Annotated in this window: 21 protein-coding genes; 8 read left to right on the plus strand and 13 right to left on the minus strand. The window is 63.1% G+C overall.

Annotated features, from left to right (window positions below; translation table 11 throughout):
- Positions 1-147: 147 nt before the first annotated feature.
- From ggt to aptA, 3 genes are all read right to left on the minus strand, one after another.
- The gene (gene ggt / locus J2R99_RS04540) at positions 148-1,863 is read right to left on the minus strand and encodes a gamma-glutamyltransferase (protein ID WP_307153285.1); all 1,716 of its coding nucleotides are present in this window, start codon (positions 1,861-1,863) and stop codon (positions 148-150) included.
- 73 nt (positions 1,864-1,936) lie between these two features.
- Entirely contained in the window at positions 1,937-2,842 is a 906-nt protein-coding gene (locus tag J2R99_RS04545; RefSeq protein ID WP_307153286.1) for an SDR family NAD(P)-dependent oxidoreductase, read from the minus strand.
- Positions 2,843-2,874: 32 nt separating this feature from the next.
- On the minus strand, positions 2,875-4,218 hold the full coding sequence (gene aptA / locus J2R99_RS04550; protein WP_307153287.1) for an omega-aminotransferase AptA: 1,344 nt from the start codon (positions 4,216-4,218) through the stop codon (positions 2,875-2,877).
- A gap of 206 nt (positions 4,219-4,424) precedes the next feature.
- Here aptA and J2R99_RS04555 point away from each other — a divergent pair, with 206 nt between their 5' ends.
- Positions 4,425-7,928 (plus strand): hybrid sensor histidine kinase/response regulator, encoded by a 3,504-nt coding sequence (locus J2R99_RS04555; protein WP_307153288.1) that lies wholly within the window; start codon positions 4,425-4,427, stop codon positions 7,926-7,928.
- A gap of 10 nt (positions 7,929-7,938) precedes the next feature.
- On the opposite strand, the gene J2R99_RS04560 is transcribed toward J2R99_RS04555, so the two are convergent.
- Complete coding sequence (locus tag J2R99_RS04560) at positions 7,939-8,601, minus strand: response regulator (RefSeq protein ID WP_255701435.1); 663 nt, start codon at positions 8,599-8,601, stop codon at positions 7,939-7,941.
- 297 nt (positions 8,602-8,898) lie between these two features.
- Between J2R99_RS04560 and J2R99_RS04565 the strand changes: the two genes are divergently transcribed.
- Positions 8,899-10,797, plus strand: a complete 1,899-nt coding sequence (locus J2R99_RS04565) for a sodium:solute symporter family transporter (protein ID WP_307153289.1) — start codon at positions 8,899-8,901, stop codon at positions 10,795-10,797.
- Here the strand turns inward: J2R99_RS04565 and J2R99_RS04570 are convergent.
- Together J2R99_RS04570 and J2R99_RS04575 are read right to left on the minus strand one after the other, a co-directional pair.
- On the minus strand, positions 10,782-11,255 hold the full coding sequence (locus J2R99_RS04570; protein WP_307153290.1) for a secondary thiamine-phosphate synthase enzyme YjbQ: 474 nt from the start codon (positions 11,253-11,255) through the stop codon (positions 10,782-10,784). The two genes, J2R99_RS04565 and J2R99_RS04570, sit on opposite strands and share 16 nt — an antisense overlap.
- Positions 11,256-11,286: 31 nt before the next feature.
- The gene (locus J2R99_RS04575; protein ID WP_307153291.1) at positions 11,287-11,775 is read right to left on the minus strand and encodes a hypothetical protein; all 489 of its coding nucleotides are present in this window, start codon (positions 11,773-11,775) and stop codon (positions 11,287-11,289) included.
- An 87-nt stretch (positions 11,776-11,862) separates the two neighbouring features.
- Here J2R99_RS04575 and J2R99_RS04580 point away from each other — a divergent pair, with 87 nt between their 5' ends.
- Together J2R99_RS04580 and J2R99_RS04585 are read left to right on the plus strand one after the other, a co-directional pair.
- Positions 11,863-12,225 carry a DUF952 domain-containing protein gene (locus J2R99_RS04580; protein ID WP_307153292.1) on the plus strand — a complete coding sequence of 121 codons (363 nt, stop codon included), beginning with the start codon at positions 11,863-11,865 and terminating at the stop codon, positions 12,223-12,225.
- Complete coding sequence (locus tag J2R99_RS04585) at positions 12,222-13,310, plus strand: quinone-dependent dihydroorotate dehydrogenase (RefSeq protein ID WP_307153293.1); 1,089 nt, start codon at positions 12,222-12,224, stop codon at positions 13,308-13,310. Before J2R99_RS04580 ends, J2R99_RS04585 begins: the two co-directional genes overlap by 4 nt.
- Before the next feature lie 28 nt (positions 13,311-13,338).
- On the opposite strand, the gene J2R99_RS04590 is transcribed toward J2R99_RS04585, so the two are convergent.
- From J2R99_RS04590 to J2R99_RS04600, 3 genes are all read right to left on the minus strand, one after another.
- Entirely contained in the window at positions 13,339-14,673 is a 1,335-nt protein-coding gene (locus tag J2R99_RS04590; protein ID WP_307153294.1) for an MATE family efflux transporter, read from the minus strand.
- 175 nt (positions 14,674-14,848) lie between these two features.
- Positions 14,849-15,127 carry a DUF6460 domain-containing protein gene (locus tag J2R99_RS04595; RefSeq protein WP_307153295.1) on the minus strand — a complete coding sequence of 93 codons (279 nt, stop codon included), beginning with the start codon at positions 15,125-15,127 and terminating at the stop codon, positions 14,849-14,851.
- An 87-nt stretch (positions 15,128-15,214) separates the two neighbouring features.
- Positions 15,215-16,843: a cisplatin damage response ATP-dependent DNA ligase gene (locus tag J2R99_RS04600; RefSeq protein ID WP_307153296.1), complete on the minus strand. Its 1,629-nt coding sequence runs from the start codon at positions 16,841-16,843 to the stop codon at positions 15,215-15,217.
- Between the two features lie 302 nt (positions 16,844-17,145).
- Between J2R99_RS04600 and J2R99_RS04605 the strand changes: the two genes are divergently transcribed.
- On the plus strand, positions 17,146-17,346 hold the full coding sequence (locus J2R99_RS04605) for a hypothetical protein (protein ID WP_092808924.1): 201 nt from the start codon (positions 17,146-17,148) through the stop codon (positions 17,344-17,346).
- A gap of 22 nt (positions 17,347-17,368) precedes the next feature.
- The gene (locus J2R99_RS04610; RefSeq protein ID WP_307153297.1) at positions 17,369-17,932 is read left to right on the plus strand and encodes a GNAT family N-acetyltransferase; all 564 of its coding nucleotides are present in this window, start codon (positions 17,369-17,371) and stop codon (positions 17,930-17,932) included.
- A 3-nt stretch (positions 17,933-17,935) separates the two neighbouring features.
- Here J2R99_RS04610 and J2R99_RS04615 read toward each other — a convergent pair whose 3' ends face one another.
- The gene (locus tag J2R99_RS04615; RefSeq protein ID WP_307153298.1) at positions 17,936-18,946 is read right to left on the minus strand and encodes a ligase-associated DNA damage response exonuclease; all 1,011 of its coding nucleotides are present in this window, start codon (positions 18,944-18,946) and stop codon (positions 17,936-17,938) included.
- Positions 18,947-19,020: 74 nt separating this feature from the next.
- The gene (locus J2R99_RS04620; protein ID WP_307153300.1) at positions 19,021-19,524 is read right to left on the minus strand and encodes a hypothetical protein; all 504 of its coding nucleotides are present in this window, start codon (positions 19,522-19,524) and stop codon (positions 19,021-19,023) included.
- 113 nt (positions 19,525-19,637) lie between these two features.
- On the opposite strand from J2R99_RS04620, the gene J2R99_RS04625 reads away from it, so the two are divergent.
- Both J2R99_RS04625 and pdeM read left to right on the plus strand, forming a co-directional pair.
- Entirely contained in the window at positions 19,638-22,229 is a 2,592-nt protein-coding gene (locus J2R99_RS04625) for a ligase-associated DNA damage response DEXH box helicase (RefSeq protein ID WP_307154143.1), read from the plus strand.
- The gene (gene pdeM, locus J2R99_RS04630; protein ID WP_370872326.1) at positions 22,192-22,905 is read left to right on the plus strand and encodes a ligase-associated DNA damage response endonuclease PdeM; all 714 of its coding nucleotides are present in this window, start codon (positions 22,192-22,194) and stop codon (positions 22,903-22,905) included. Before J2R99_RS04625 ends, pdeM begins: the two co-directional genes overlap by 38 nt.
- A 76-nt stretch (positions 22,906-22,981) precedes the next feature.
- Here pdeM and J2R99_RS04635 read toward each other — a convergent pair whose 3' ends face one another.
- Both J2R99_RS04635 and J2R99_RS04640 read right to left on the minus strand, forming a co-directional pair.
- A complete protein-coding gene (locus tag J2R99_RS04635; RefSeq protein WP_307153301.1) occupies positions 22,982-23,740 on the minus strand; it encodes a TIGR02186 family protein in 759 nt (252 codons plus the stop codon).
- Positions 23,740-24,666: a sulfite exporter TauE/SafE family protein gene (locus J2R99_RS04640; protein WP_307153302.1), complete on the minus strand. Its 927-nt coding sequence runs from the start codon at positions 24,664-24,666 to the stop codon at positions 23,740-23,742. Before J2R99_RS04640 ends, J2R99_RS04635 begins: the two co-directional genes overlap by 1 nt.
- Between the last annotated feature and the right edge of the window lies 1 nt (position 24,667).

Genomic DNA, 24,667 nt, shown 5'->3' on the forward strand with positions numbered 1-24,667 from the left:
AGCCTTCTGCATCCCCTCCCCTTGTGGGGAGCAGAGAAGCCCCGCGCTTGATCCGTTGCATGACGGCTTTCGGGAGCCAACTCCCGCATGGCACCTTGAGAGCGCGATAGGAGCGTAACCGGCAAGGCAAAAAACGGTGAGCCAGTCTCACTCCCCGATCGCAATCCCTTCGCGGCGGGGATCTGCCCCGCCCGAAAGTCCGTCCGGGCCGATAGCGATCGCATGCAGGCCGGAATTGAGGTCGCTTACCTCGACCTGGTAGCCGAGCGCTTCAAGCCCGTCCTGCAGATCCTCCGCGGACGTGCCGGCCTCCAGATCAAAGGTTCCGAAGCGATTGACGACATGCGGCAGAGCGGTCGCCGCCTGCACATCCATGCCCCAGTCGAGAACGGCGATGAGCGCCTCGGCGACATAGCCGATGATGCGGCTGCCGCCTGGCGAACCAATCGCCAGCACCGGCGCTCCATCGCGAAGGACGATGGTCGGCGCCATGGAGGATCGCGGCCGCTTTCCCGACTCCACGCGGTTCGCCACGGGGCGCCCGTCCTCCTGGCTCTTGAAGGAAAAATCCGTGAGCTCGTTGTTCAGGAGAAAGCCACGCACCATCAGGCGCGAGCCGAAACCATTTTCAATCGTCGTCGTCATGGAGACGACATTGCCGTCGCGGTCGACGATGACGAAATGGCTAGTTGAGGGAAACTCGATAGCCGCGCCGTCCGCATAATTGAAGGCGTGATCCCATTGAGGCTCGCCGGGTTCGGCCGCCTCAAGGCGGGCTTCGCCTTCAAGGAGTTTTGCACGTTCCTGGAGATAGGCCGGATCGAGCAGGCCCTTGATCGGCGCCGGCACGAAATCCGTATCGGCGAGATAGCGGCCGCGATCGGCGAAAGCCAGGCGGGAGGCATCGCCGATCAGGCGCCAGGTGGCAACGCTTTCGGGGCCAAGAGCGGTGAGATCATAACGGGCAAGCAGGCCCAGGATCTGCCCGACCGTGACACCCCCCGAAGATGGGGGACCCATGCCGCAGACATCATATGCGCGGTAGGCGGCGCAGACGGGTTCTCGCGCCTTCACCTCGTAATTCTTCAGATCCTGCAGCCGCATGACGCCCGGATTGGCCTCGAACCCACGGACGGCGGCGACGATGTCTTCCGCGACAGGGCCTTTGTAAAAGGCGTCCGCACCGTTTGCAGCGAGGAGCTTGAGGGTTGCGGCATAGGCCTCGTTCTTCAGAAGGCCGTCGCCGGCAAGAGCGGCCGACAGATCATCGAGAAAATACGCTCTCGCTGTCTCCTGGCGGGCAAGGCTTTCGCTTTCTTCCGCAACGAGGCCGGCAAGGCGCGGTGAGACTGGAAAGCCATCTTCAGCTAACCGGATCGCCGACTCGAAAAGCTCCGGCCAGGCAAGAGTGCCCCAGCGCTTGTGCGCAGCCTCCAGGAGCCGGGGCGTGCCCGGCACCCCAACGGAGCGCCCGCCGATGACGGCATCGAAGAATTGAAGGGGCTCACCGATTTCATCCAGGAAGAGCTTCGGCGTTGCGGCAGACGGTGCGGTCTCGCGTCCGTCGAGCGTCGTCAGTTCCTCTGCGTCGGCATCCCAATAGAGAAGGAAGGCGCCGCCGCCGAGGCCAGAGGATTGCGGCTCCACGAGGCCAAGAACGAGTTGTACCGCCACCATCGCATCGATGGCGCTCCCGCCTTTTCTGAGAATCTGGGCGCCTGCTTCGGTAGCGAGCGGGTTAGCCGCCGCCACCATCCAGTTCTGGGCATGAACCGGGGCGGTCGCAGGCTCCGCGACCTGCGTCGCAAGCTCCGGCTGGATGCGATCGGAGACGTCCTGCGCCGAGACGGTAGACGACAGCACAAAACAAGCGCAAGCGACAAATCCCGCTCGGGCGAGACCGCGCAGGATCGATAACAGGGTGATCACGACGGGCCTAGAGATGCTGGCCGCCGTCGATGTTGATCTCCGCCCCGATGACGTAGGAGGCGGCCTGCGAGCACAGGAAATGCACAACTTCCGCCACTTCCTTCGGGTCGCCGATGCGGCGCATGGGCACGTCACGTTCCACCACCTCGTCGGTGCCAGGCGAGAGGATCGAGGTCATGATCTCGCCCGGCGCCACGGCGTTGACGCGGATACCGGAGGCGGCGAGCTCATGGGCGAGTTCGCGGGTCAGCGCCGAAAGTGCTGCCTTCGAGGTCGCATAAGCGGCGCCGGCGAAGGGATGGATGCGGAAACCGGCGATCGAGGTGATGTTGACGACGGCGCCGTTGGCACGCCTCAGCGGTTCACGCAGGCCCTGCACCAGCACGGCCGGGGCAATGAAATTGACCATATGGACGTCGCGCCAGATTTCGAGCGGCGTCTCGGCGGCTCCGAGCCGGCCGCCTTCGGTGTTCTTGGGCGAGATGCCGGCATTGTTGACGAGCGCCGTCAGCCCCTTCTCGCCGACGCGTTCGCGCAGCTGGTCGATGGCATACTGGATCGACTTCGGATCGGAGAGATCGACCTCAATGTGACGGACGTAGCCCTCCGCCCACGGACAGACGCGCGAAAACGGCGTGCGCGAGAGGGTGTAGACCTCCCAGTTCTCATCATAGAATTTGCGCACGATGGCATGGCCGATGCCCCGGCTGGCGCCGGTGACGGCCACGATCGGACGCAACCCCTGATCTCCGGCGAGCGCAGAATGATCCACCGGACATACGGCCGGGGCGTCCGCCGAGGGTTCGGCGGGCGCATCGTGAGCGTGGGCCGGGCAGCCTTCCGGAGGACGTGTCTCCGTGGGCGCGGCGTGCGCCGGGCATTCACCCGGCTTATCGATCGTCCTGTCGTCCATCACGGCCTCTCCTTCGGGGGCCGGTTGGCCCCTCAGGCGAGCGTTGTCTCCACCGCCCGCCGGAATTTCTCGGCAAATTCGCCGACCTGATCTTGCTCGATCACGAGCGGCGGCGAAACAGCAATAATGTCTCCCAAGGCGCGCACCATCAAGCCTTCCTTCCAGCAGGCTTTAAAGATCGCCTGGCCGCGCTTGCCGGGTTTCTCGCCGGGGCGGAACTCGACAGCGCCGATAAAGCCGTAATGGCGGATATCGACGACTTCCGGCAGGTCGCGCAGGCTGAAGAGCGCATCGCCCAAGGCATCGCCGACCGGGCCCGACGCGCGGGTCAAAAGGTTTTCCCGCTCATAGACGTCGAGGCATGCGATCGAGGCCGCACAGGCTAGCGGATGCGCGGAATAAGTGTAGCCGTGAAGGAGCTCGACACCGCCTTCCGGCCCGCGCGCCATGATCTCGTCATGGACGGAATCGGCAACGGCAACGGCGCCCATCGGCACGGTGGCGGCGGTCAGGCCCTTTGCCATCGTCAGGATGTCGGGCGTAACATCGAATTCCTGGGAGGCGAAGGGCGAACCGAGGCGGCCGAAACCGGTAATCACCTCGTCGAGAATGAGAAGGACGCCGGCCTGATCGCAGATCTCGCGCAGCCGCTTCAGATATCCCTTGGGCGGCAGATAGACACCGCCCGCCCCGATCACCGGCTCGACAACAACGGCCGCGACCGTGGAAGCGTCGTGGAAAGCGATGAGCTCGGCAAGTTCTTCGGCAAGCTCTACACCGTGCTCCGGCAGGCCGCGGGTGAACGCATTTTTCTCTGGCAGATGCGTGTGGCGCAGATGGTCGGCCGGCAGCCAGGATCCGAAGGCTGTCCGGTTGGCGGTGATGCCGCCGGCGGAGAGACCGCCGAAGCCCACACCATGATAGCCTTTCTGGCGGCCAATGATTTTCTTGCGGCCGCTCTGTCCGCGCGCATGGTGATAGGCATAAGCGACCTTAATCGCCGTATCACAGGATTCCGAGCCGGAATTGGTGAACAGGATATGGCCAAGACCATCTGGCAGGATGGCTGAGAGGCGGTCGGCGAGCTCAAAGGAAATCGTATGGCCGAAACCGAAACTCGGCGCGTAATCAAGGACCGGGAATTGCTCGGCGATCGCCTGGCCGATTTCTTTGCGTCCGTGGCCGAGATGCGAACACCACAGGGCGCCACTCATGTCGAGGACAGGGCGATCATCGGGCGTGTAGTAATACATGCCCTCGGCGCGAGCGATCAGACGCGGATCGGCCCGGAAATCGCGGTTAGGGGTGAAGGGAAGCCAATGGTGCTCGAGGCTGATTGGCCGGTTGCGGGAGAAGTAGGTCGGTTGCTCGTTCATATACTATGGGTGCACCCGGCCCCAACTGGCGTCAACTCTCCTTGTGAGCATAAGCCGCGACAGAATCCTGCAGAGCTCGCGCACCTGGAAACGCCGACATCGCCAGCGCTTGGACAGCGACTTTGCCCCCTGTCGTGCATTCGCCTGCCCGCCTATGATCGTGCCAAGATGACACGATCACCGCCCTTCGTCCCGCGAGAAGGAACATGAACAACGGTCTCGTCGCCGTCCTGGCTGCGATTCTCTATATCGGAGCGCTATTCGCCATCGCGTCTTACGGCGATCGGCGCGTGCAGCGCGCCGGCGCGAGCGCGCGCCCGAACCTTTTTGCTCTCGCGCTTTCCGTCTATTGCACATCGTGGACGTTCTTCGGCTCGGTCGGCCTCGCCTCGCATTCGGGCCTCGGCTTTCTGCCGATCTACATCGGCCCGATCCTGATGTTCACCTTCGGCTTTCCGATCCTGCGGCGGATCGTGGCGCTGTCGAAGGAAGAACGCATTACCTCCGTCGCCGACTTTCTGGGTGCCCGCTACGGCAAGAGCCAGGCCGTGGCCGTCGTCGCGACGCTCATTTCGGTCATCGGCGTCATTCCCTACGTGGCGCTGCAGCTGAAGGCGATCTCGTCTTCCATCTCCACCATGGTTCCGGAGCTCGGCGAGGATGCGGCCGAAGCGCTTCCCCTCCTCGGGGATACGGCCTTCATCATCGCCGTGGTGCTGGCGATCTTTGCCATCCTCTTCGGCACCCGTCACGCCGATGCGACGGAGCACCAGCATGGGATGATGCTGGCAGTCGCCTGGGAAGCGGTGGTCAAACTCATCGCCTTCCTGATTGCCGGTATCTTCGTCGTCTTCTTTCTGTTTGGAGGCCCCTCGGAGCTTTACGCGCTCGCCGTAGAAAGCCGGGAAGTCCAAACGATGGTCTCAAACGGCCTCGTCGGGGGCGAATGGGTGGCGATGACGGCAATCGCCTTCACCGCCGCGATCCTGCTGCCACGGCAATTCCACATCACCGTCGTGGAAAACAATTCCCTCGCCGAGCTCGAACGTGCGCGCTGGCTGTTTCCAGCCTACCTCGTCGCCATCAACATCTTCGTCGTTCCCATCGCGATCGCAGGCTTGATCGCTTTCGGCTCTTCCGTTGATGCCGATCTTTTCGTCCTCGAGCTGCCGCATCGCGCGGATTTCCCGATCGTCGCCTTGGTCGTCTTTCTCGGCGGGCTCTCTGCGGCAACCGCCATGGTCATCGTCGGCTGTGTGGCGCTTGCCATCATGATCTCCAACGAGATCGTGCTGCCTGCCTATCTGAAGCGGCAGCAAACGCGCCAGCGCGATGACATGTCTCGTTTCATCCTGACCGTCCGCCGTATCGCGATCACCGTCATTTTGTTGTGCAGCTATGCTTATTACCGCGCGGCCGGCACAGCCGCGCTTGCCTCGATTGGCCTCCTCGCCTTTGCAGCCGTCGCACAGCTCGCGCCCGCTTTCTTCGGCGGACTTCTCTCGCGGCGAATTACGGCCCGGGGCGCTATTGCCGGCATGACCTCGGGGCTCGCCATATGGACCTATACGCTGCTCCTGCCGACGTTCGTCAAAGCGGGACTCATCGGCGAGGGATTTCTCAATCCTGGCCCCTTCGGCATTGCATGGCTCCGGCCTCAGGCGATGTTCGGTCTCCACCTCGATCCACTTTCGCACGGCGTCTTCTGGAGCATCAGCGTCAATTGCGCCTTGATGATCCTCGTGTCTCTGGCCCGCGCGCCGGAGGCGATCGAGCGCCTGCAGGCGAAGATCTTCGTCCCCTCCGAGATGGGCCCGACACCGGCTCTCAAGCCTTTGCGCACACATGTTACCTACGGAGACCTGAAGGAGACGGTCGCGCGATATCTCGGCCAGGAGCGCACATCGCGCTCGTTCGCCAATATGGAGCAGGCGACGGGTCGCTCGACCGATCTCAGCGAGCCAGTCGACCATCAGGCGGTCCGCTTTGCCGAGCAGCTTCTCGGGTCGGCCATCGGTGCGGCCTCCTCTCGTCTCGTCATGTCGCTGCTTCTCAAACGCAGCGATCCCTCGACACGCGAAGCCCACCAGCTCCTCGACGACGCCACCGAAGCGCTGCACTACAATCGCGACCTCCTGCAAAGCGTGCTCGACCATATGCGTCAGGGCATCGCCGTCTTCGACAGGGATTTGGCGCTCATTGCCTGGAACCGGCCCTTCCGTCAGATCATGCATCTGCCGATCGAGTTCGGTCAGGTCGGCGTCTCGCTCCGCGATGTCCTGCGCCACACGGCCCGGATCGGTTTCCTCGGCGAGGGCGATCCGGACCGGCTCGCCGATCAGCGCATGCAAGCGCTCGTCTCAAGGCTGCAACCCTTCGTGTCGCGTCACCCGGCGACCGATTGCGTCATCCGTATCGAAGCCCGCCGCATGTCCGATGGCGGTATTGCACTGACCTTCTCCGACGTGACGGAAGAGGTGGAAAGCAAGCGTGCGCTTGAAATGGCGAAATCCAATCTCGAGCGGCGGGTGGAAGAACGTACCGCCGAGCTCACTCGCATCAACGAGGCCTTGAAGAAAGCGAGTGCGGCCGCGCAGGAAGCCAATATTTCTAAGACGCGTTTCATTGCAGCAGCCGGCCACGATATCCTGCAGCCGCTCAATGCGGCGCGGCTTTATGCGACCGCGCTTTCGGACCGCACGAAAGATCTCCCGGCAGCCCCTCTTGTGCGCGATCTCGAAGCCTCACTCGATTCGGTCGAGGAGATTTTCCGGGCCGTCCTCGACCTCTCGCGACTCGATACGGGCGCAATCACGCCCGAGCTCCGGCCCTTCCATCTGCGTAAATTGTTCGATCAGATCCGTGTCGAATTCGAGCCCATGGCACGGGAAAAGGGCCTCGAATTCCGGATTTTGCCGACATCGCTGTCTGTGACGAGCGACCCGTCGTTGCTTGGCCGTCTCCTGCGCAATCTCGTCTCTAACGCCATCAAATACTGCGCGTCCGGGCGGGTGGTGGTCGGCTGCCGGCGCAAGAACGCCATGGTTTCCATCGAAATCCTGGATACGGGCATCGGCATTCCCGTGTCAGATCAGGAGGTGATCTACCATGAATTCCGTCGTCTCGATGCCGGCGCCAAGGTCGCTCACGGTCTTGGCCTCGGTCTTTCGATCGTCCAGCGACTCGCACGGGTCTTAGGGGCGGAGGTGCGCCTGCAATCGGTCGTCGGAAAGGGAACCCATTTTTCCGTCACCGTGCCGCTGGCTATCGCCGTGCCGAAGGAAACAAGCGAGGGTGCGCTTCCTGCGCCACCGCCAGGTTCGGTTTCCGGCCTGACCGTGCTTTGCATCGACAATGACGAGAAAATTCTCTCCGGCATGGCGGCGCTTCTCGCCGGCTGGGGCTCAACCCCGCTGACCGCCAGCAATATGCGAGAGGGGATGGCCTTGTTGCGCCGCGAGCGCACACTGCCCGACCTTATCCTCATCGACTATCATCTCGACGAGAGCGACGGGCTCAGCGTCGTGACCGACATGCGGTGGAAGCTGAGCCGGACCGTACCGGCGATCCTGATCACCGCAGACCGTTCAGAAGAGGTACGTCAGGCCGCGATGAAGGCCGGCGTCAGAATCCTCAATAAGCCGCTCAAGCCGGCCGCCCTGCGAGCCTTGATGGCGCAATGCAAACCCGCACCCGTCGCCGCAGAATAAAACCCCGCTTCTATTCTTCGATCGCGCCGCGCCATTCACCAGCTTCGATGCGGCCGGCCGCGAGCACGGCCTTGGTGCGATTCTCGACGCCGAGCTTTTGCAGGATCGCCGAGACATGCGCCTTGACGGTCGCCTCTGAGACGCCGAGCTCGTAGGCGATCTGCTTGTTGAGAAGTCCCTCGCCCAGCATCATCAGAACCCGCACCTGTTGCGGGGTCAAGCTCCGCAGACGTTCCAGAAGTTCGGCCGTCTCGCGATCGCTTTCAGCTCCGATGAGATCGTCCGGGATCCAATGCTCGCCGCGCAGAACCGTGCGAATGGCTTCGGAAATCGTCTCAAGAGAGGCCGACTTGGAAATGAACCCCGAAGCGCCGAGGCCGATCGCATTGCGGACTGTCGCCGGATCATCCATGGCGGAAATGATGCAGATCGGCGCCGCCGGATATTGGCCGCGTAGATACATGAGACCCGAGAAGCCACGCGCGCCGGGCATCTTCAAATCAAAGAGCACGATGTCGGCTTCACCTATGCGATCGAGAGCAGCGGCTACTTCATCGAGAGTACCCGCCTCAATAATCTCAACATCGGCAAAAGCGGATTGGATCGCGCTCCGCAGAGCATTGCGGAACAACGGGTGATCGTCTGCAATCACAAAAACAGGACTATCGCTCAAACCGTCACCTAATTGGGGGACAGGGGCGCAGGGCGCCGTTTGGCCGGGATGAATGCCGTAAAAGCATTGCACAGAACCTTTTCATACCCTGTTATCGCACATGGTGAAGGACAAAAAGGGACATGGGAGATGCGCCGAATCCGGCTATCCTTCTCTTTCCGCAAACGGATCGGGTTCGCGCTGCAACGTTCCCAGCGAACAATGAAGGATATCGGACATGCCCGGAACGCGAGAAAAGCCGCGGGTTCGGCGGGCATCGAGGCCTCGTGAAGTGTCGAGAAAGGCGCGTATCGAAGCATGAGTAACCTTCCTTATTCGATCGATACTGACTTCTTCACCGCTTATGCCCGCACCATCTGGGGCTTCTTTGTCGCAGTTCTGGTGGGGTCGATTCTCCTGCTTATGGCGCTCGATGCGCTCGGCCTGCCTCAAGCTGTAATCGGGATCGGCTGCCTGGCAGGATCGCTCATCGCGTTTATCGGCATCGGCCTTGCTTCCGGCAGCACGCAGGCCAAGGGTTTCTTCCTCGCCGGCGGCAGCGTGCCAGCGGGCTACAACGGCATGGCAGCAGCCGCCGCCTATCTTTCGACCGCGTGGTTCCTGCTTCTTGGCGGCGCCTTCAGCTCCTGGGGGGCGGCCGCATGGGCAATCGTCGCCGGGGCGCTTATCGGCCTTGCAGCGGGCGGCCATTACCTCGCCGCCCCCATGCGCCAGAGCGGCGCAACGACTACCGCGGATTTTCTCGCCCGACGGCTTTCCAGCCCGTCGGTTCGCCTTGCGGCCTCCCTCATTGTCATCGCCACCGGCTTCATGCTGCTTGCTGTTATCTTCAATACCGGCGGGCGCATTACGGAAAATCTCCTCGGCCTTCCCTTTGGCTGGGGTGTCGGCACGATGGCAACGATCGTCGCGCTGATGCTCATTCTCGGCGGCATGCGCAGCACGACGTGGACGCAGACGGCGCAATTCATCGTCATGTTCGTCGCCTTCCTTCTGCCGGTGGCGGTCGCGGCCGCCGAGCGCTACGGCTGGCCGCTGCCACAGCTCGCCTTACGTGATGCAGCCTCTGCCGTTCGCACGATCGCCGGTGCCGATCCGCGCGCAGCGTCGGAAGCAGCCGGCCTGTCCCTCTTCGGATATTTCCCGCCGGCCGACATTGCCGGGTTGTTGGCATTCACAGCCCTGTGCAGCGTAGCTCTGCCGCATGTTCTTGAACGCTACCTGACGGCGCCTTCTGCCGCGAGCGCCAAACGCAGCTCACGCTGGCTTCTTCTCTTCGCCGGCCTGTTTCTGGTCACGGCCCCGACCTATGCCGCGTTCAGCCTGCTCGAGCTGCTGCGCGACGTGGTCGGCATGCCGCTGCAATCACTGCCGGATTGGATTTTCTCGCATGGCCAGGCAGGCAGCCTTGTGCTGTGCGGCGCGCCGGCCGTCTCGCCCGAAGCAATCAGAGCGGCGTGCGGCGCCCGCGTGGACACGATAGGTCTTTCCCTCTCCGACATCGGCCTCGCCAGCGAAACGCTGGTCATCAGCTTCGCCGAGCGTGAAGGGCTCTCTTTCGCCTTTTCGAGCCTTATCTTCGCCGGCAGTGTGGCCGCCGCTTTGTCGAGCGCCAGCGGGCTGTTGATGGCAATCGTCGGCACCGCCAGCCATGATATCCAACATCGGCTGTTGATGCCCGACATGCCGATCGGCAAACGTCTTCTGGCAGCGCGCTTGACGATGCTTGGTGCAATCGCACTCGCCGCAATGTGGGCTCTCGAGCCGAACCGCGCGGTGATCGATCTTGGTTTCCTGGCTCTCGGCCTTGTCGCTGCGGGACTGATGCCGGTCCTCATCGCAGCGGCGCGCGCACGCCATGTACGGCCACTGCCGGCACTGCTTTCGATGCTTGCCGGGACGGCGACGCTTCTCACTCTGTTCATGCTGCAACGGTTCGGGTTCGACCTTCGCGCGGCGAGCGGCGACGAATGGCGACCTCAAGCCTTTGCGGCCTTGAGCGAGGCCGGCATTCCTCTCGTCGCCTCGATCTTCATCGCCATCGCGGCATCAACGGCGACTCTCATTCTGGCCTCCGTCCTTATTCCGGCGACTGCGTTGCTGACCCGGCGGGGGCGGCGCCTGAAAGCACAGATCGCACAACAGGAGGAGCTCGTGGGGGCCACCTCCGAGCGGATGTCTCAGCTGCCGAAATAAATGAGCTTAAAGCTGCGCCTATGCGGGCGCGTGCGATGTTCGACAAGATAGACGCCTTGCCAGGTGCCGAGATCGAGGCGGCCGTCTTCGACCGGCAGGGTCAAAGAGACATCGGTCAGCATGGTCCGGATATGGGCGGGCATGTCGTCCGGTCCCTCCGTATCGTGCACCCAGCCGGCGTCTTGCGGGGCCAGGCGGTCGAGCGCGGTCAGAAGGTCCGTCTGCACAGAAGGATCGGCATTTTCCTGGATGGTGAGCGAAGCCGACGTATGCCGCACGAAGACGCAGAGAAGTCCGCTCCGGGCTCCCGCCTCGCGCAGCCATTCCTGCAGCTCGGCCGTGATGTCGATGAGGCCTTCGCCGCGCGTCGGCAGTGACAGCCCACTTTGCACGAGGCGCGTAGCCGTCGTCTCGATCGTCTGATCGAAGCTCACATCGCGTGCACGTGATCCCGCCATTGCGTTCAGTCTCGCTCCATTCGGGGTGTCGTCACAGCCGGTCGTCGTTGAAGTCGCGTTTCAAATCTTCGACCATGCCGAAAAAGCGGCGCATGACCTGATCGGTAAGATCGAAAAAGCGATTGAGCTTCTCCTGCTCCTCGGTCGTCATTCGCTCGTCGTCGCGGTTGGGGGTGGACGGAGATAATGGGGCGATAGTGAGCTTCTCAAGCTTGGTCTCCAGCCGATCAAGGCGTTGCGACAAAGCCTCGATCTCCTCCTGATAAGCGAGCCGCTCATCGGCGACGAGGCGGCAGACGGCGCCCTCACCCATGCTTTCGCAACGCGAGACCTCACCCGTCTTGGTGTCGAGACGCAAGGCGCCCTTCTCGATCGGCACGAAAACGTAACGCTCGGCGGTCGACCGATCGGCGACGCCATTGGCAGCGCGCGGCGGCTCGGCCGCGATTCCCGGCGCCAAAGCCGACAAGGAGAGGCCGGCACCCATCAAGAAGACGACGGCAAGCGAAAGAGAACGCATGGCTCTGACCTTTTTGATGTGCACAAATGCGCAGCGGCGACGGCACCGCTTTCAGCGCGGCGCAGCTTCGTTATCATGGCGGCTGCAATGCAGCATCTCATCTACAAGATAGCGCCAAAGGCCCTGTGGCGCGAGGCCGAGGCCGCTGGCGTCTTTCACGGAGCCCCAGTCGACCACGCCGACGGCTTCATCCATTTCTCAAGCGCCGAGCAGGTCGGCGAAACGGCCGCCAGGCATTTTGCCGGCCAGAACGATTGCGTGATCGTCGCCGTGGATGCGGACAGGCTCGGGCCAGCCCTCACATGGGAGCCGTCGCGCGGCGGCGCGCTTTTCCCGCATCTTTACGGCCCCTTGCCGCTTTCATCTGTTTTATGGGTGAAAGATCTGCCCCTTGGCGAGGATGGGCGGCACCGTCTGCCGAAGGAGATCTTGGCGGAGGGCGGCGCGTGAACCTGGATCACATGGCGGCCGGGCTTATGCGGCTCCTGCCGCCAGAGCGGGCTCATGCACTCGCCTTCGCGATGCTCAAGCGCTTCGGGCAGACCAGCCGCGGGCGCAACGCGCATGGCAAGCTCGCGGTCAACCTCTTCGGTCTCTCCTTCGCCAATCCGGTCGGCCTCGCCGCCGGTTTCGACAAGAACGCGGAAGCCATCGACGGGCTTCTCAATCTCGGCTTTGGTTCGATCGAGATCGGCACTGTGACGCCGCGCCCGCAGAGCGGCAATCCGCGCCCACGGCTCTTCCGGCTGACTTCCGACCGCGCCATCATCAACCGCATGGGCTTCAACAATGACGGTCACGAGGCCGTCGCCCGGCGCCTCGAAGAACGACGCGGCCGCGGTGGACTCGTCGGCGTCAATATCGGCGCCAACCGCGACCAGGAGGATCCGGCGGCCGATTATGTCGCCGGCATTCGCCGCTTCGCCCAGCTTGCGAGCTGGCTCACTATCAACATTTCCTCACCCAATACGCCAGGATTGCGCGGTCTTCAGGAGGCAGGGACCTTCGACCGGCTTCTTGGCCGCTGCCTGGAGGCTCGCGAAGCGGTGCCGTCGCCGCGGCGCGTCCCGCTTCTCGTCAAGATCGCGCCGGATCTCAATGAAAAGCAGCTCGCCTCGCTCATCGAGACCAGTGTCGATATGGGCGTCAGCGGGCTCATCATCTCCAACACCACGATTGCGCGCCCGCCCCTCAAGGCGAAGCGACTGGCGGAAGAAAAGGGCGGCCTGTCGGGCCTCCCGCTTTTCACCCCCTCGACGGCCATGCTGGCCCGCGCCCGCCAACTCGCAGGGCCGAAGCTGCCGCTGATCGGCGTCGGCGGCATCCATGATGCACATTCCGCCTGGTCGAAGCTGGTGGCGGGCGCCGATCTCGTTCAGGTCTATACGGGCTTCATCTTCGAAGGCCCGCGCTTCGCACAGCACATCAAGTCCGGCCTTTCAAAAGAGCTCGCCAAGCGGAATTTCGACGCCATCAGTGATGCGCGTGACATCGAGACGGCCCGCTGGGCGGCTGCCTGGCCGCCGCAAGATTAACTCTCAGAACCGCGACCACTGCAACGCCTCAGATCGCAGCCCTCTCCATGCCCTGTCGCTTGACGGGCAGCCGCCAGGCGAGCGTCAAACCGCGCAGCCCGAGAAAGACGAGAAGGGCCGCCCACAGGCCGTGATTGCCGAAAGACGGAACGAGGGCAAAACACAGGACAAAAAAGCTGGCGAGAGAGGCGAGCATCATATTGCGCATCTCCTTCGACCAGGTGGCGCCGATAAAGACGCCGTCCATCTGGAAGGCGAGCACGCCAGCCAGCGGCGTCAGGCAGGCCCAGGGAAGATAAAGCCGGGCCGCGTCCCGCACGGCCTGCGACGTCGTCATCATGTCGACAAGTGTTCTTCCAGCGAAAAAGTAGAGCCCGGCGAGCGACAGAGCGAGCACGAAGCCCCAGACAACCGTCAGACGCACGGCGCGGTCGAAGGCCGGAGGAAAACGCGCGCCGACGGCGCGTCCGACGAGCTGTTCGGCCGCGTTGGCAAAACCGTCGAGAAAATATCCGGCGACCAGAAAGAAGTGCATCAACACAGAATTGGCCGCGAGCGTGATCGCGCCGAGAGCCGCGCCCTGGCGGGTGAAAAAGGCAAAGGCGAAGAGCACCGAAAAGGAGCGGATCATGATATCGCGATTGACGACGATGAGCCGCGCAAAGCCGGCCTTATCGAACACACGCTTGAGAGATGGCCGCTGTGCGCCGCTCACATGCGGGATGAGGAAGGGGAGGAAAGCGAAAAAAGCCACCATCTCGGCAATGACCGACGCCGCCGCGACGCCGGTAACTCCCCAGCCAAAATCCAGCACGAAGAGGAGCGACAGGACGATATTGGTGAGCGTCAGCACCGTCTGCAGCGCCAGCACCAGAAAGGAACGGCCGATGCCGAGGGCCCAGCCGACGAGCGCGTAGTTCGCCAGCATGAAGGGTGCAGCCCAAATGCGCACCAGGAGATAATTGGAGGTCGCATCGGCAACCTTCGGTCCGACATCCATGGCGACGATGCCAAGGCGCGTGACCGGCACCTGACAAAGGATGATGACGAGGCCGGCAACGAGCGCGATCAGAAGCGCGCGCACAAGGGTCGCCTGCTCCTCCTTGCGATCGTTGGCGCCAAATGCCTGGGCGACGAGACCCGTCGTGCCGGAACGCAAGAAATTGAGGGTCGTGAAGATCACGTCGAGGATAATGGCGCCGACGGCGATGCCGCCGATGAGCGCCGCGTCTCCGAGCTGGCCAATCACGGCCGTATCCACCAGTCCCGCGAGCGGCACCGAAAGGTAGGCGAGCGTCATTGGCACGGCGATGCCGAGGACCAGCCGATTGTTGACCACAAAAGGCTTTGGGGCGGGGTCCATCTCGGGCTTTGCGGGGGCGCCTGCTTTGTCAGGCGATTGGACGGGGCTCGTCTCGCTCATCATCTATGCCATACAGCAAACCGCCGGCCGCGAAACCACTACAAAAGTTCACACTATGTTCCAAGCGCCGAATGTTCCAAGCGCTGTTCGCAATGAGTGGCGCGCCCGCGAGACATCAGTCCCGGCGCCCGCCCATCAGGGAGAGCAAGCGCATGATGAGAAAGATCGGCACCACTATGAGCGCGCCAAAAAGAAAGTAGCCGAAGGCGTCGGAAAAGACGGCGAAGCCCATATGGTAGACGCGCATGACGAAACGCTCCGCCCAATAATAAATGTCGAACGGATGCACGTTGAGCACCGACAGCACGAGGCCGACGATCACTGACAGGACGATGAGACGAAGAAGGACCCGAAAAGGGGAATCGCCCAGGAAGCGTGTCATCCGGCCCGCCATACTCACGTCTCCTCTTGTGCGACCGGCTGAGAGCTAGGGTTTCGCAGCACGAATGGCAAGCCGATACCTCAAGAGATCGATCGTCGATCATACCTGCTGCGGCAGCAGTTTTTCCAGCTCATCGAGACGATCCGCCTCGGCGGCGGGCTTGTCCCATCTGATCCGGCTGATGCGGGGAAAGCGCATGGCAACCCCGGATTTGTGGCGACTGGAACGGGCGAGACCTTCAAAGGCCACCTCGAGAACGAGACCGGCGTCCGGGCCGGCCCGCACCGCCCGCACCGGACCGAAGCGGTCGACCGTATTGTTGCGCACGAACCGGTCGAGCTCCTTCAGCTCGTCGTCGGTAAAGCCGAAATAGGCCTTGCCGACGGGCACGAGTTCCCCCTCCTCGGCCTTCTCCGCCGTCCAGACGCCGAACGTGTAATCGGAATAAAACGAGGACCGGCGGCCATGGCCGCGCTGGGCATACATGAGCACAGCATCGACCAGGAAGGGATCGCGCTTCCACTTGAACCATGGACCTTTCGGTCGCCCGGCCACATAAGCACTATCCCAGCGCTTCAGCATCAAGCCTTCGGCGATCTCGTCGAGATGCCCCTCGGCGGGCGGATTGCTCCGCAGATGCGCAAGCTCGTCCCAATCACGAAAGCCGACCAGGAGGGAAATGTCGATGCGCGGCGACGACAGGCGCACGATAAAGTCCTCGAGCCGGCGCCGCCGTTCTGCGAAGGCAAGCGGGCGGAGATCCTCGTCGCCCTCCTGCAAAAGATCGTAAGCCCGGATGAAGGCGGGATAATCCTTGAGCATCTTCGCCGTCACGCGCTTGCGGTTGAGGCGTTGCTGCAAATCCGAAAAGGGTGCGATGGCCATTCCCCCTTCCCCTTCGCGCGCCACCAGGAGCTCGCCGTCGATCGCGCCGTCGAATTCCATTTGCTCCAAAACGTCGGGAAAGGCGCCGGAAATGTCATCACCGGTGCGGGAATAAAGCCGGCGTTCTCCACCGGAAGCCGCTGCCTGGATGCGGATACCGTCCCATTTCCACTCGGCCGCATAATCTTTCGGATCGAGCTTCGGGAAATCCTCGTCCTGGATGGCGCTTGCCAGCATCACAGGCCGGAAGGGCGCCTTCTGCTTCGATTGCGGCCTCTCTCCCCGCCCTTCCAAAAAGGCGAAGAGATCGACATAGGGCGGCTTCAGCCCATGCCACATCTCCTCGACCTCGGTCGCCGGGCGGCCACCGAATTCCGCCAAAGCCTGACGCGCGAGACGCGCCGTCACACCGATCCGCAGCCCACCCGTAATGAGCTTCAGAAGCGCGTAACGTCCGCTCGGATCGAGTTCGTCGAGCCAGTGAGACACAAGTCTCGGTCCCTCAAGACGGGACGCCGCCGTCAGCCGCTCCACCACCTCGGCAAGATGCGGCGCCGTCCCGAAATCGCTCCTGCCCGGCCAGATCAGCGAGACGGTTTCAGCCAGATCGCCGACATAATCATAGGAAAGCGCGAAGAGGACGGGGTCGACCCGCTCCTCCACCAGGGCACGGACCATGGCCGGCTTGACCGAGACGATGTCGAGGTCGCCGGTGATCGCCGCGATCGCATAACCGCGATCGGGATCTTTCACCTGACGCAGATAATCGACCAGAAGCCTGATCTTGCCATTGCGTTGTGGCGTGAGGGTGAGACGATCGAGAAGGGCGGCAAAGACCTGCATGCCGCGAATATAGGCATCCAGGTGGCAGAGACGAACATACCACCGCCTCTTCGGACCACAAAACGCCATTGATGCGATGCAGCATCTGCCGTTTTCGCAAGCCCTGCGACAGCTCGTCTCAGTAGCACGAGTGTGCTGATACATCAGGCACTTGATGGACAATTGTGCTATGCAAAAACAATCCTGCTGCATTGCAATAGGACGGGTTGGCAGACGGGCGAAGGCGCAGCATTTAAAGGGAGTTCGTCAGCTGCCGTTGCCGTCCCGATATGGCTCGGCCCCGACCCCGGAAGGATCGCATCATGGCCCATGCAGCACACGGCTCGTTCAGTTTCGCCGGCCGGCTCCACGTGCCCGCTCGGTTTCGCCGCGCATTGAATTGGATCATTTGGGCGCGCGAAGCAGAAGCCATTCGCCGCATCGAACAGGAATCCGGCTTTCTCATCGGACCGTCGCAGCTTCGCGAGATGAAGCGCCATCACCTTGCGCATCGGCCACTGTGACGGTGAACCTGGCTGAGGTTGCATGACGACTTACATCCGCAAGCTCTGGCCGTATGAGGCCGCGCTCTTTTCGGAGCATCTGTGCCGGCTCGGGCCCGAGGCGCGGCGTATGCGCTTTGCCGGTCCGGTCAACGACGCGCGCATCAAGAACTATGTCCGTGAAGCCTGGGATCTGGACACCACGATCCTTGGCTATTTCGTCAACGGCGTTATCCGCGGCTCGGCGGAGCTGCACCCACTCACGAAAGAGTGGACGGGCAAGGCCGAGGCGGCTTTCGCGATCGAAGAGGCTTGGCAGGGACGTGGCGTCGGCCGCGCACTTCTTGCGCGCACCTTCACACTCGCCCGCAATCGCGGCTTTCGCCAGCTGCACCTCTTCTGCCTGCAAGAGAACCGGCGCATGCTGAAGCTCGCGCGCGAGCTCGGCGCACGCCTCACCTATGACGAGGGCGAAGTCGACGCGCTGCTCGAACCGCCGCTTGCCAACCCGTTCTCCTGGTACGGCGAAGCGCTCGATGATGCGGAAAGCGCGTTCCAGGCAACATTGAGCCTGTTGCAGCCGAAGCCTGCCGGTGTGGCGGCCTGAGCATCAATCATGCTCGTCCTCGTAACCCGCAAGATGTAGCGGGCGGGCGGCCACGCCGTTGAGCTCACACCAGCGCAACAGCGCGTCGTCGCGGCCATGGGTGATCCACACTTCGCCAGGCGCAATTTCTTCAATCGTCTGCAGCAGCTCCCCCCAATCGCAATGATCGGAAATGACGAGCGGCAATTCCACGCCGCGCTGTCGGGCCCGCTGACGGATCATCATCCAGCCTGACGCAAAACAGGCGAGAGAATCGGGAAAGCGGCGCGCCCAGCGGTCGGAAAAAGCCGAGGGCGGACAGACGACGATGGCGCCGGCAAACTCACCTTTACGCCCATTGTCCACGGTTGCCGGCGCGAGCGGGCCAAGATCGAACCCCTCCTCACGATAGAGATCGCACAGACCCTTCAAAGCACCGTGAATATAGATCGTGCGGTCGTATCCCGCCTCCCGGAGAAGGCCGATGACGCGCTGGGCCTTGCCGAGCGCATAGGCGCCGACAAGATGCGTACGTTCGGGGAAAACCTGCGTCGAGTGAATGAGCTTGGCGATCTCGCCGCGATCGTCGGGATGGCAAAAGACCGGCAGGGCGAAGGTCGCCTCGGTGATGAAGACATCGCAGGCGACCGGCTCGAAGGCGGCACAGGTCGGATCCTTGCGTCGTTTGTAGTCGCCCGAAGCAACGATGCGGAAGCCGTCCTTTTCCACGGCGATCTGCGCCGATCCGAGCACATGGCCGGCCGGGTGAAAGCTGACAGAGACACCGTTGATGGCGACCGCTTCGCCAAGCTTCGCTTCCTCTTTGGAGGCGGCGAAGTCCGCCCCATATCGGGCCGCCATGATCTTCAACGTCTGTGACGTCGCCATGACGGCGCCATGACCGGCGCGCGCATGATCGGCATGGCCGTGGGTGATGAGCGCGCGTGGCACCGGCCGGGTCGGGTCGATGTAGAAATCTCCCGGCGGGCAGTAGAGGCCTTTCGGCGTTGTGCACAAAAGCTCGGTCGGGCGCATTTCGCCGACATAGGGGTGCGGGCCGGGTTTTCCATGTCTCCGACACGTCGTGCCGGAGCTTTTTGCCCTTGCGGCTAAATCTCGCCGAGCCGCAGCCAGCGGTCGTCGTCGGGTCGCCGCACCTCCCAGATGCGCCAGCCGTTGAGATTGACCTTCTTGCCGTCGCGGGTGCGCACATGCGCGATGAGCGCCGCCGAGGGAGAGTTGTAGCTCGTGCCGTTCACAACCCAGTGGCCGTCAACGATGACGCCTTCCACCGTCTGGCCGGCATAAGCGGCTCTAAGAGTGGTACCGTTCGGCAGAAACACTTCGTGACCGTGACGGCCGATCTTCGACCAGCCGCCCTCCTTGGCACCGCCACCCTTGGCGCGCCGCGCACGTTCGCCGGGGCTTTCTTCCGCAGCCGCACTCCCTCCTCTGCGGCCGTCGAGGCCGAGCAGGCGACGGAGGATGGCGTTCTGCGTCTCCTCAAAATCTTCACGTGCACCTTCGATCCTCTTGTGCACATCCATGTCGACAGCAATCGTGGCGAGGTTCTCCTCGTCCTTCTTCTTGCCGCCCTTTTTCTTCTTGGCCATGCCTCCCCCCGGCAGCCGCATCTTGGCATTGTGGAACTTTTCGACGTCGCGGGGGACGCGACGCAACGTCAGGTCCGCTCGACTTGGGCGCCGCCAAGCCTAAACTCATCGTCATGACGGCACCCGCTGCGATCCCCATTGGCGAAAACGGGCTCCTGCCGGAGCGTTTCCAGCAATGGTTCGCCGACCGGGGCTGGGCACCGCGCCCCCATCAGCTCAAGCTCATCGCGCAAGCGCGGGCGGGATCCTCGTCGCTTTTGATCGCTCCGACCGGCGCTGGCAAGACGCTCGCAGGCTTTCTGCCCTCACTCATCGAGCTTTCGCAAGCGCGCGAGAGGCGCAATTCATCACATTTCATCGGTCCGCACACCCTTTATGTCTCGCCGTTGAAGGCGCTCGCCGTCGATATCGAGCGCAATCTCGGCATGCCGGTCGCCGAGATGGAGCTGCCCGTGACGGTGGAAACGCGCACCGGCGATACACCCGCCCATAAGCGACAGCGCCAGAAACTCAGCCCTCCCGACATCCTTCTGACGACGCCGGAGCAGGTTGCGCTTTTGATCGCCTCACGCGATGCGGAGCGCTTCTTCGCGCGCCTGTCGACCGTCGTCTTCGACGAATTACACTCTTTGACCCCTTCAAAGCGCGGCGACCTTTTGGCGCTCGGGCTTGCGAGGCTGCGCAGGCTTGCGCCGGGCCTTAAAACGATCGGCCTCTCCGCTACGGTCGCCTTTCCCGAAGATCTGCGCGCCTGGCTCGTCGAACAGCGGCCAGAGGCGCCGTGCAATCTCGCCGAGATGGTGGTCGTTGGCGAAGGCGCGCCTCCGGAGATTTCGATCCTGCATTCTGAAACGCGCATCCCCTGGTCGGGGCACACGGCCCGCTATGCGCTGCCTGAGGTGCTAGAGGCGATCAAGAGCCACCGCATGACGCTCGTCTTCGTCAACACGCGCTGGCAGGCGGAGATGCTGTTCTCCGAGCTCTGGCGCATCAACGAGGATGCACTTCCAATCGCGCTGCATCACGGCTCGCTCGACCGCGGTCAACGCCGCAAGGTGGAGGCGGCGATGGCAGCGGGCTCTCTGCGTGCGGTCGTTGCCACCTCAACGCTCGATCTCGGCATCGACTGGGGCGACGTCGATCTCGTCATTCATGTCGGTGCGCCAAAAGGCGCAAGCCGGCTCGCGCAGCGGATCGGGCGTGCCAATCACCGCATGGACGAGCCGTCCCGAGGGCTTCTCGTGCCCTCAAACCGTTTCGAGGTGATGGAATGCCAGGCGGCACTCGAAGCCAATGAAGCCGGCATTCAGGATACGCCGCCGCTCCGGCCCGGCGCACTCGATGTCTTGTGCCAGCATATCCTCGGCATGGCCGTCGCCGCCCCGTTCGACCTTGAAGCCCTCTATGACGAGGTGCGCTCGGCAGAAAGCTATCGCGGCCTCAGCTACGAGGAATTCGAGCAGGCGGTCGATTTCGTGGCGACCGGCGGCTATGCGCTCAGGAGCTACGAGCGCTACGCCAAGATCCGCCGCCGCAAGGACGGGCTTTGGGCGCTCTCGCATCCGAAGCTCGCCCAGCAATACCGGCTCAATCTCGGAACCATCGTCGAGGCGCCGATGCTCAATGTGCGCCTTGCCTCCAGGCGTGGGGGGAAGGACGGCCGCCCCGGCACGGTGCTGCGCGGGGGACGCATCCTCGGCAAGATCGAGGAATATTTTCTGGAACAGCTCGTTCCGGGCGACACGTTTCAGTTCGCCGGCCAGGTTCTCGCCTTCGTCGGCATTCGCGAAAACGAGGCGCTGGTCACACGTGCCGAGGCCAACGACCCAGCCATCCCCTCCTATGCCGGCGGCAAATTCCCTTTGAGCACCTATCTCGCCGCCGGAGTGCGGGCGATGCTCGCCGATCCCACCCATTGGGAGAAGCTGCCGAACCAGGTGCGCGACTGGCTCGCCATTCAGCGCGAGGTCTCGGTGCTGCCCTCAAAAGACGCGCTTCTCGTGGAGACCTTCCCGCGTGACACGAAATTCTACATGGTCGCCTATCCTTTCGAAGGCCGGCTCGCGCATCAGACACTCGGTATGCTGTTGACGCGCCGGCTGGAGCGGGCGCGCGCCCGCCCGCTCGGCTTCGTCGCCAACGATTATGCGCTCGCCGTCTGGGGGCTGCGCGACATGGGGGCTTTGTTCGCCACGGGCAAACCCGCGCTCCCGGAGCTCTTCGACGAAGACATGCTGGGCGACGATCTGGAGGAATGGCTGGCAGAGAGCTATCTCTTGAAACGCAGCTTCCGCAACTGTGCCATCATCGCCGGACTGATCGAGCGTCGGCATCCCGGCGAAGAGAAGAGCGGCCGGCAGGTGACGATCTCCACCGATCTCATCTATGACGTGCTGCGCAGCCACGAGCCCGACCATATTCTGCTCAAAGCCACGCGTGCAGATGCTGCCACCGGGCTTCTCGACATTCGCCGGCTCGGCGAAATGCTGTCGCGCATCCGGGGGCGAATCGTGCATCAAAGGCTTGCGCATGTCTCACCGCTTGCCATCCCGGCCATGCTGGAAATCGGCCGGGAGCCGGTCTTCGGCGAGGCGCAGGAGGATCTCCTGGTCGAGGCCTCCGAGGAGCTGATGCGCGAAGCTATGGGCAGTGAGGCAGCTTTTGGCGCTGGCGGAGAATTCTCACAGAGACGAGATCTTGTCTGAGACGCACATCGCGCTGTCCGGGCGCGAGCTGGTGCTCGATGTCTCCGGAGCGCTCTGGGATCCGGCCTCGCGGTTGCTGGTTGTGACAGATCTCCACCTGGAGAAGGCCTCGTCCTTCGGCCGCAGGCGCACGTTCCTTCCGCCCTACGACAGTGCCGCGACCCTGGCGGCCCTCCACAACCTAATCTTGCGCCGCAAGCCGAAAACCGTCCTATGTCTCGGCGACAGCTTTCACGACGGCGGCGGGCCCGACCGCCTTGCCGAGATCGATCGCGGCAAGATAGCCGCGCTTCAGGCAGGCCGCGATTGGATCTGGATCGCCGGCAATCACGACCCCGCTCCACCACCGGGCCTTGGCGGCGAGTGTCTCGCGGAGCTTTCGCACAACGGCCTCACCTTCCGACACGAGCCGGAAGACACGATGGTGGAAGGGGAAATCGCCGGACACCTTCACCCTTGCGGGAAAATCTCGCGGCGCGGACGCAGCGTGCGCCGGCGGGCCTTCGTGACCGACGGCACGAGGCTCGTCCTGCCATCGTTCGGCGTGTTGACCGGCGGGCTCAACGTGCTCGACCGGGCCTTTGTCAGCCTTTTCGCCAGGCGAGGCTTCATCGCCTTCCTGGTCGGAGCCGATCGGCTCTACCCGGTCGCTCCGGCGTCGCTCCGGCCAGACTGAGCGAACCGCGTCGCCGAGACCAGGCGCCGAGACCGGACGCCGACGTCAGGTGCCGGGGCCAGTCAGTGAGACCACCTCAGTTGCGGCGGAAGATGATGCCGGCCATCCAGCCGGTGAAGACGGCAACCATGACTGCGAAAAGACCGTAGAGAAGCGGCTGCTCCGTCGAAAAGCGCGCGATACGATCCGAAAAGCCGCTCTTTTCGACAAGCAGGCTTTGCACTTCCGCGGCGACCAGCTCTTCGTTGCGGAAGAGGAAGACGGAGACGTGATACGTACCGACGGGTATCGCCGAGGGTAGATGGAAAGTGGTGCGAAAGACATTGGGGGCGAGGAAGGTGACCGCATCGCCCCGCTTGACGAAGAATTCATTCTGTTTCTTCAGCTCCACGAGCGCCTTTGCGAAGGCCTCGTCCTCGGGCGTGTAGCTCGCGTCGCGCGAGAAGCCGAGATCAGCGAAATCCAGCTTGTAGCGCGCCAGAAGCTGTTGGCTCGCCGCATCGTTCAAGTTCTCGCTCATATGGATGACGTAGAAGCTCGGGACATTGTAGAATTCCCGAGATGCCGTGTTGATCCAGATCCCGGCGACCTGGCCCTTGCGTCGTACGACGAGTGGCATCTGCGGACCCGACACGACGATCGCCACCTCATAATCGCGCTCGCCACTGGGGGAATCAGCTCCTTCAACCGCACCAAAAACCGTGATGTTGGAGCCCGTGAAGTTCGAGGTGATCTCGACGGCATCGTCGGACAGGGTGGAGACGAGCTTCTCCGCCGAAGCCGGCCCGCAGGCGAGGAGACTGGAGAAAAGGACGAGAGCGAGCAGGGCGCGCATCAGCCGATCCCCTGCAGAACGGCGATCGAATAGAGGCTCGTGGGCGGCAGAAACAGGTTCAACAAAAAGCGGATCGCAACCGCCAGCACCAGAAGCGCCAGGAAAAGCCGCAGCTGGTCGCCGCGCATGGCCTGACCGATCTGGGCCCCAAACTGGGCTCCCACGACGCCGCCGACGATCAGAAGAAAGGCCAGCATCAAATCGACGGCACCGTTTTCGATCGAATGCAGCACCGTGGCGAGCGCCATCGTGAAGAGGATGTAGCCGAGAGACGTGCCGATGACGACGTTGCTCGGCACCCGCAGAAGGTAAATCAGCGCCGGCACCATGATGAAGCCGCCACCGATCCCAAGCACGGTGCCGAGAAAGCCGATCGACAGGCCGAGCAGGATGACCGGGATGACGCTCACATAGAGTTTGGAGCGGCGGAAGCGGACCTTGAACGGCAGGCCGAGCAGCCAATTGTGGTGGCGACCTCGGCGCAGATTGGGAGGGCGTCCGCGGCGTGCGCGCAGGAAGGAACGTAGCGCCTCGCGCAACATGAGGCTGCCGATCAGCCCCAGAAAAGTGACATAGGACAGCGAGATGATGACATCGAGCTGGCCCAGCGAGCGCAGCATGGTGAAGACCCGCACGCCGAGCCATGAGCCCGTGACGCCGCCGACGATGAGAAACATCGTCATCTGCGGGTCGATCATCCGCCGGCGCCAATAAGAAATCGCAGCCGAGGTGGACGAGGCAACAATCTGAGGCGTGACCGTCGCCACGGCGACAGCGGGGCTGATGCCGGAAAAGATCAAAAGGGGGGTCAGCAGAAAGCCGCCACCAACGCCGAACATGCCCGAGATGAAGCCGACCGCCGCCCCCATTCCGAGATAGACGAAGATGTTGACCGTCAGTTCAGCGATCGGGAGATAGAGCTGCACG

The organism is Rhodopseudomonas julia, assembly GCF_030813515.1.
GTDB lineage: Bacteria > Pseudomonadota > Alphaproteobacteria > Rhizobiales > Afifellaceae > Afifella > Afifella julia.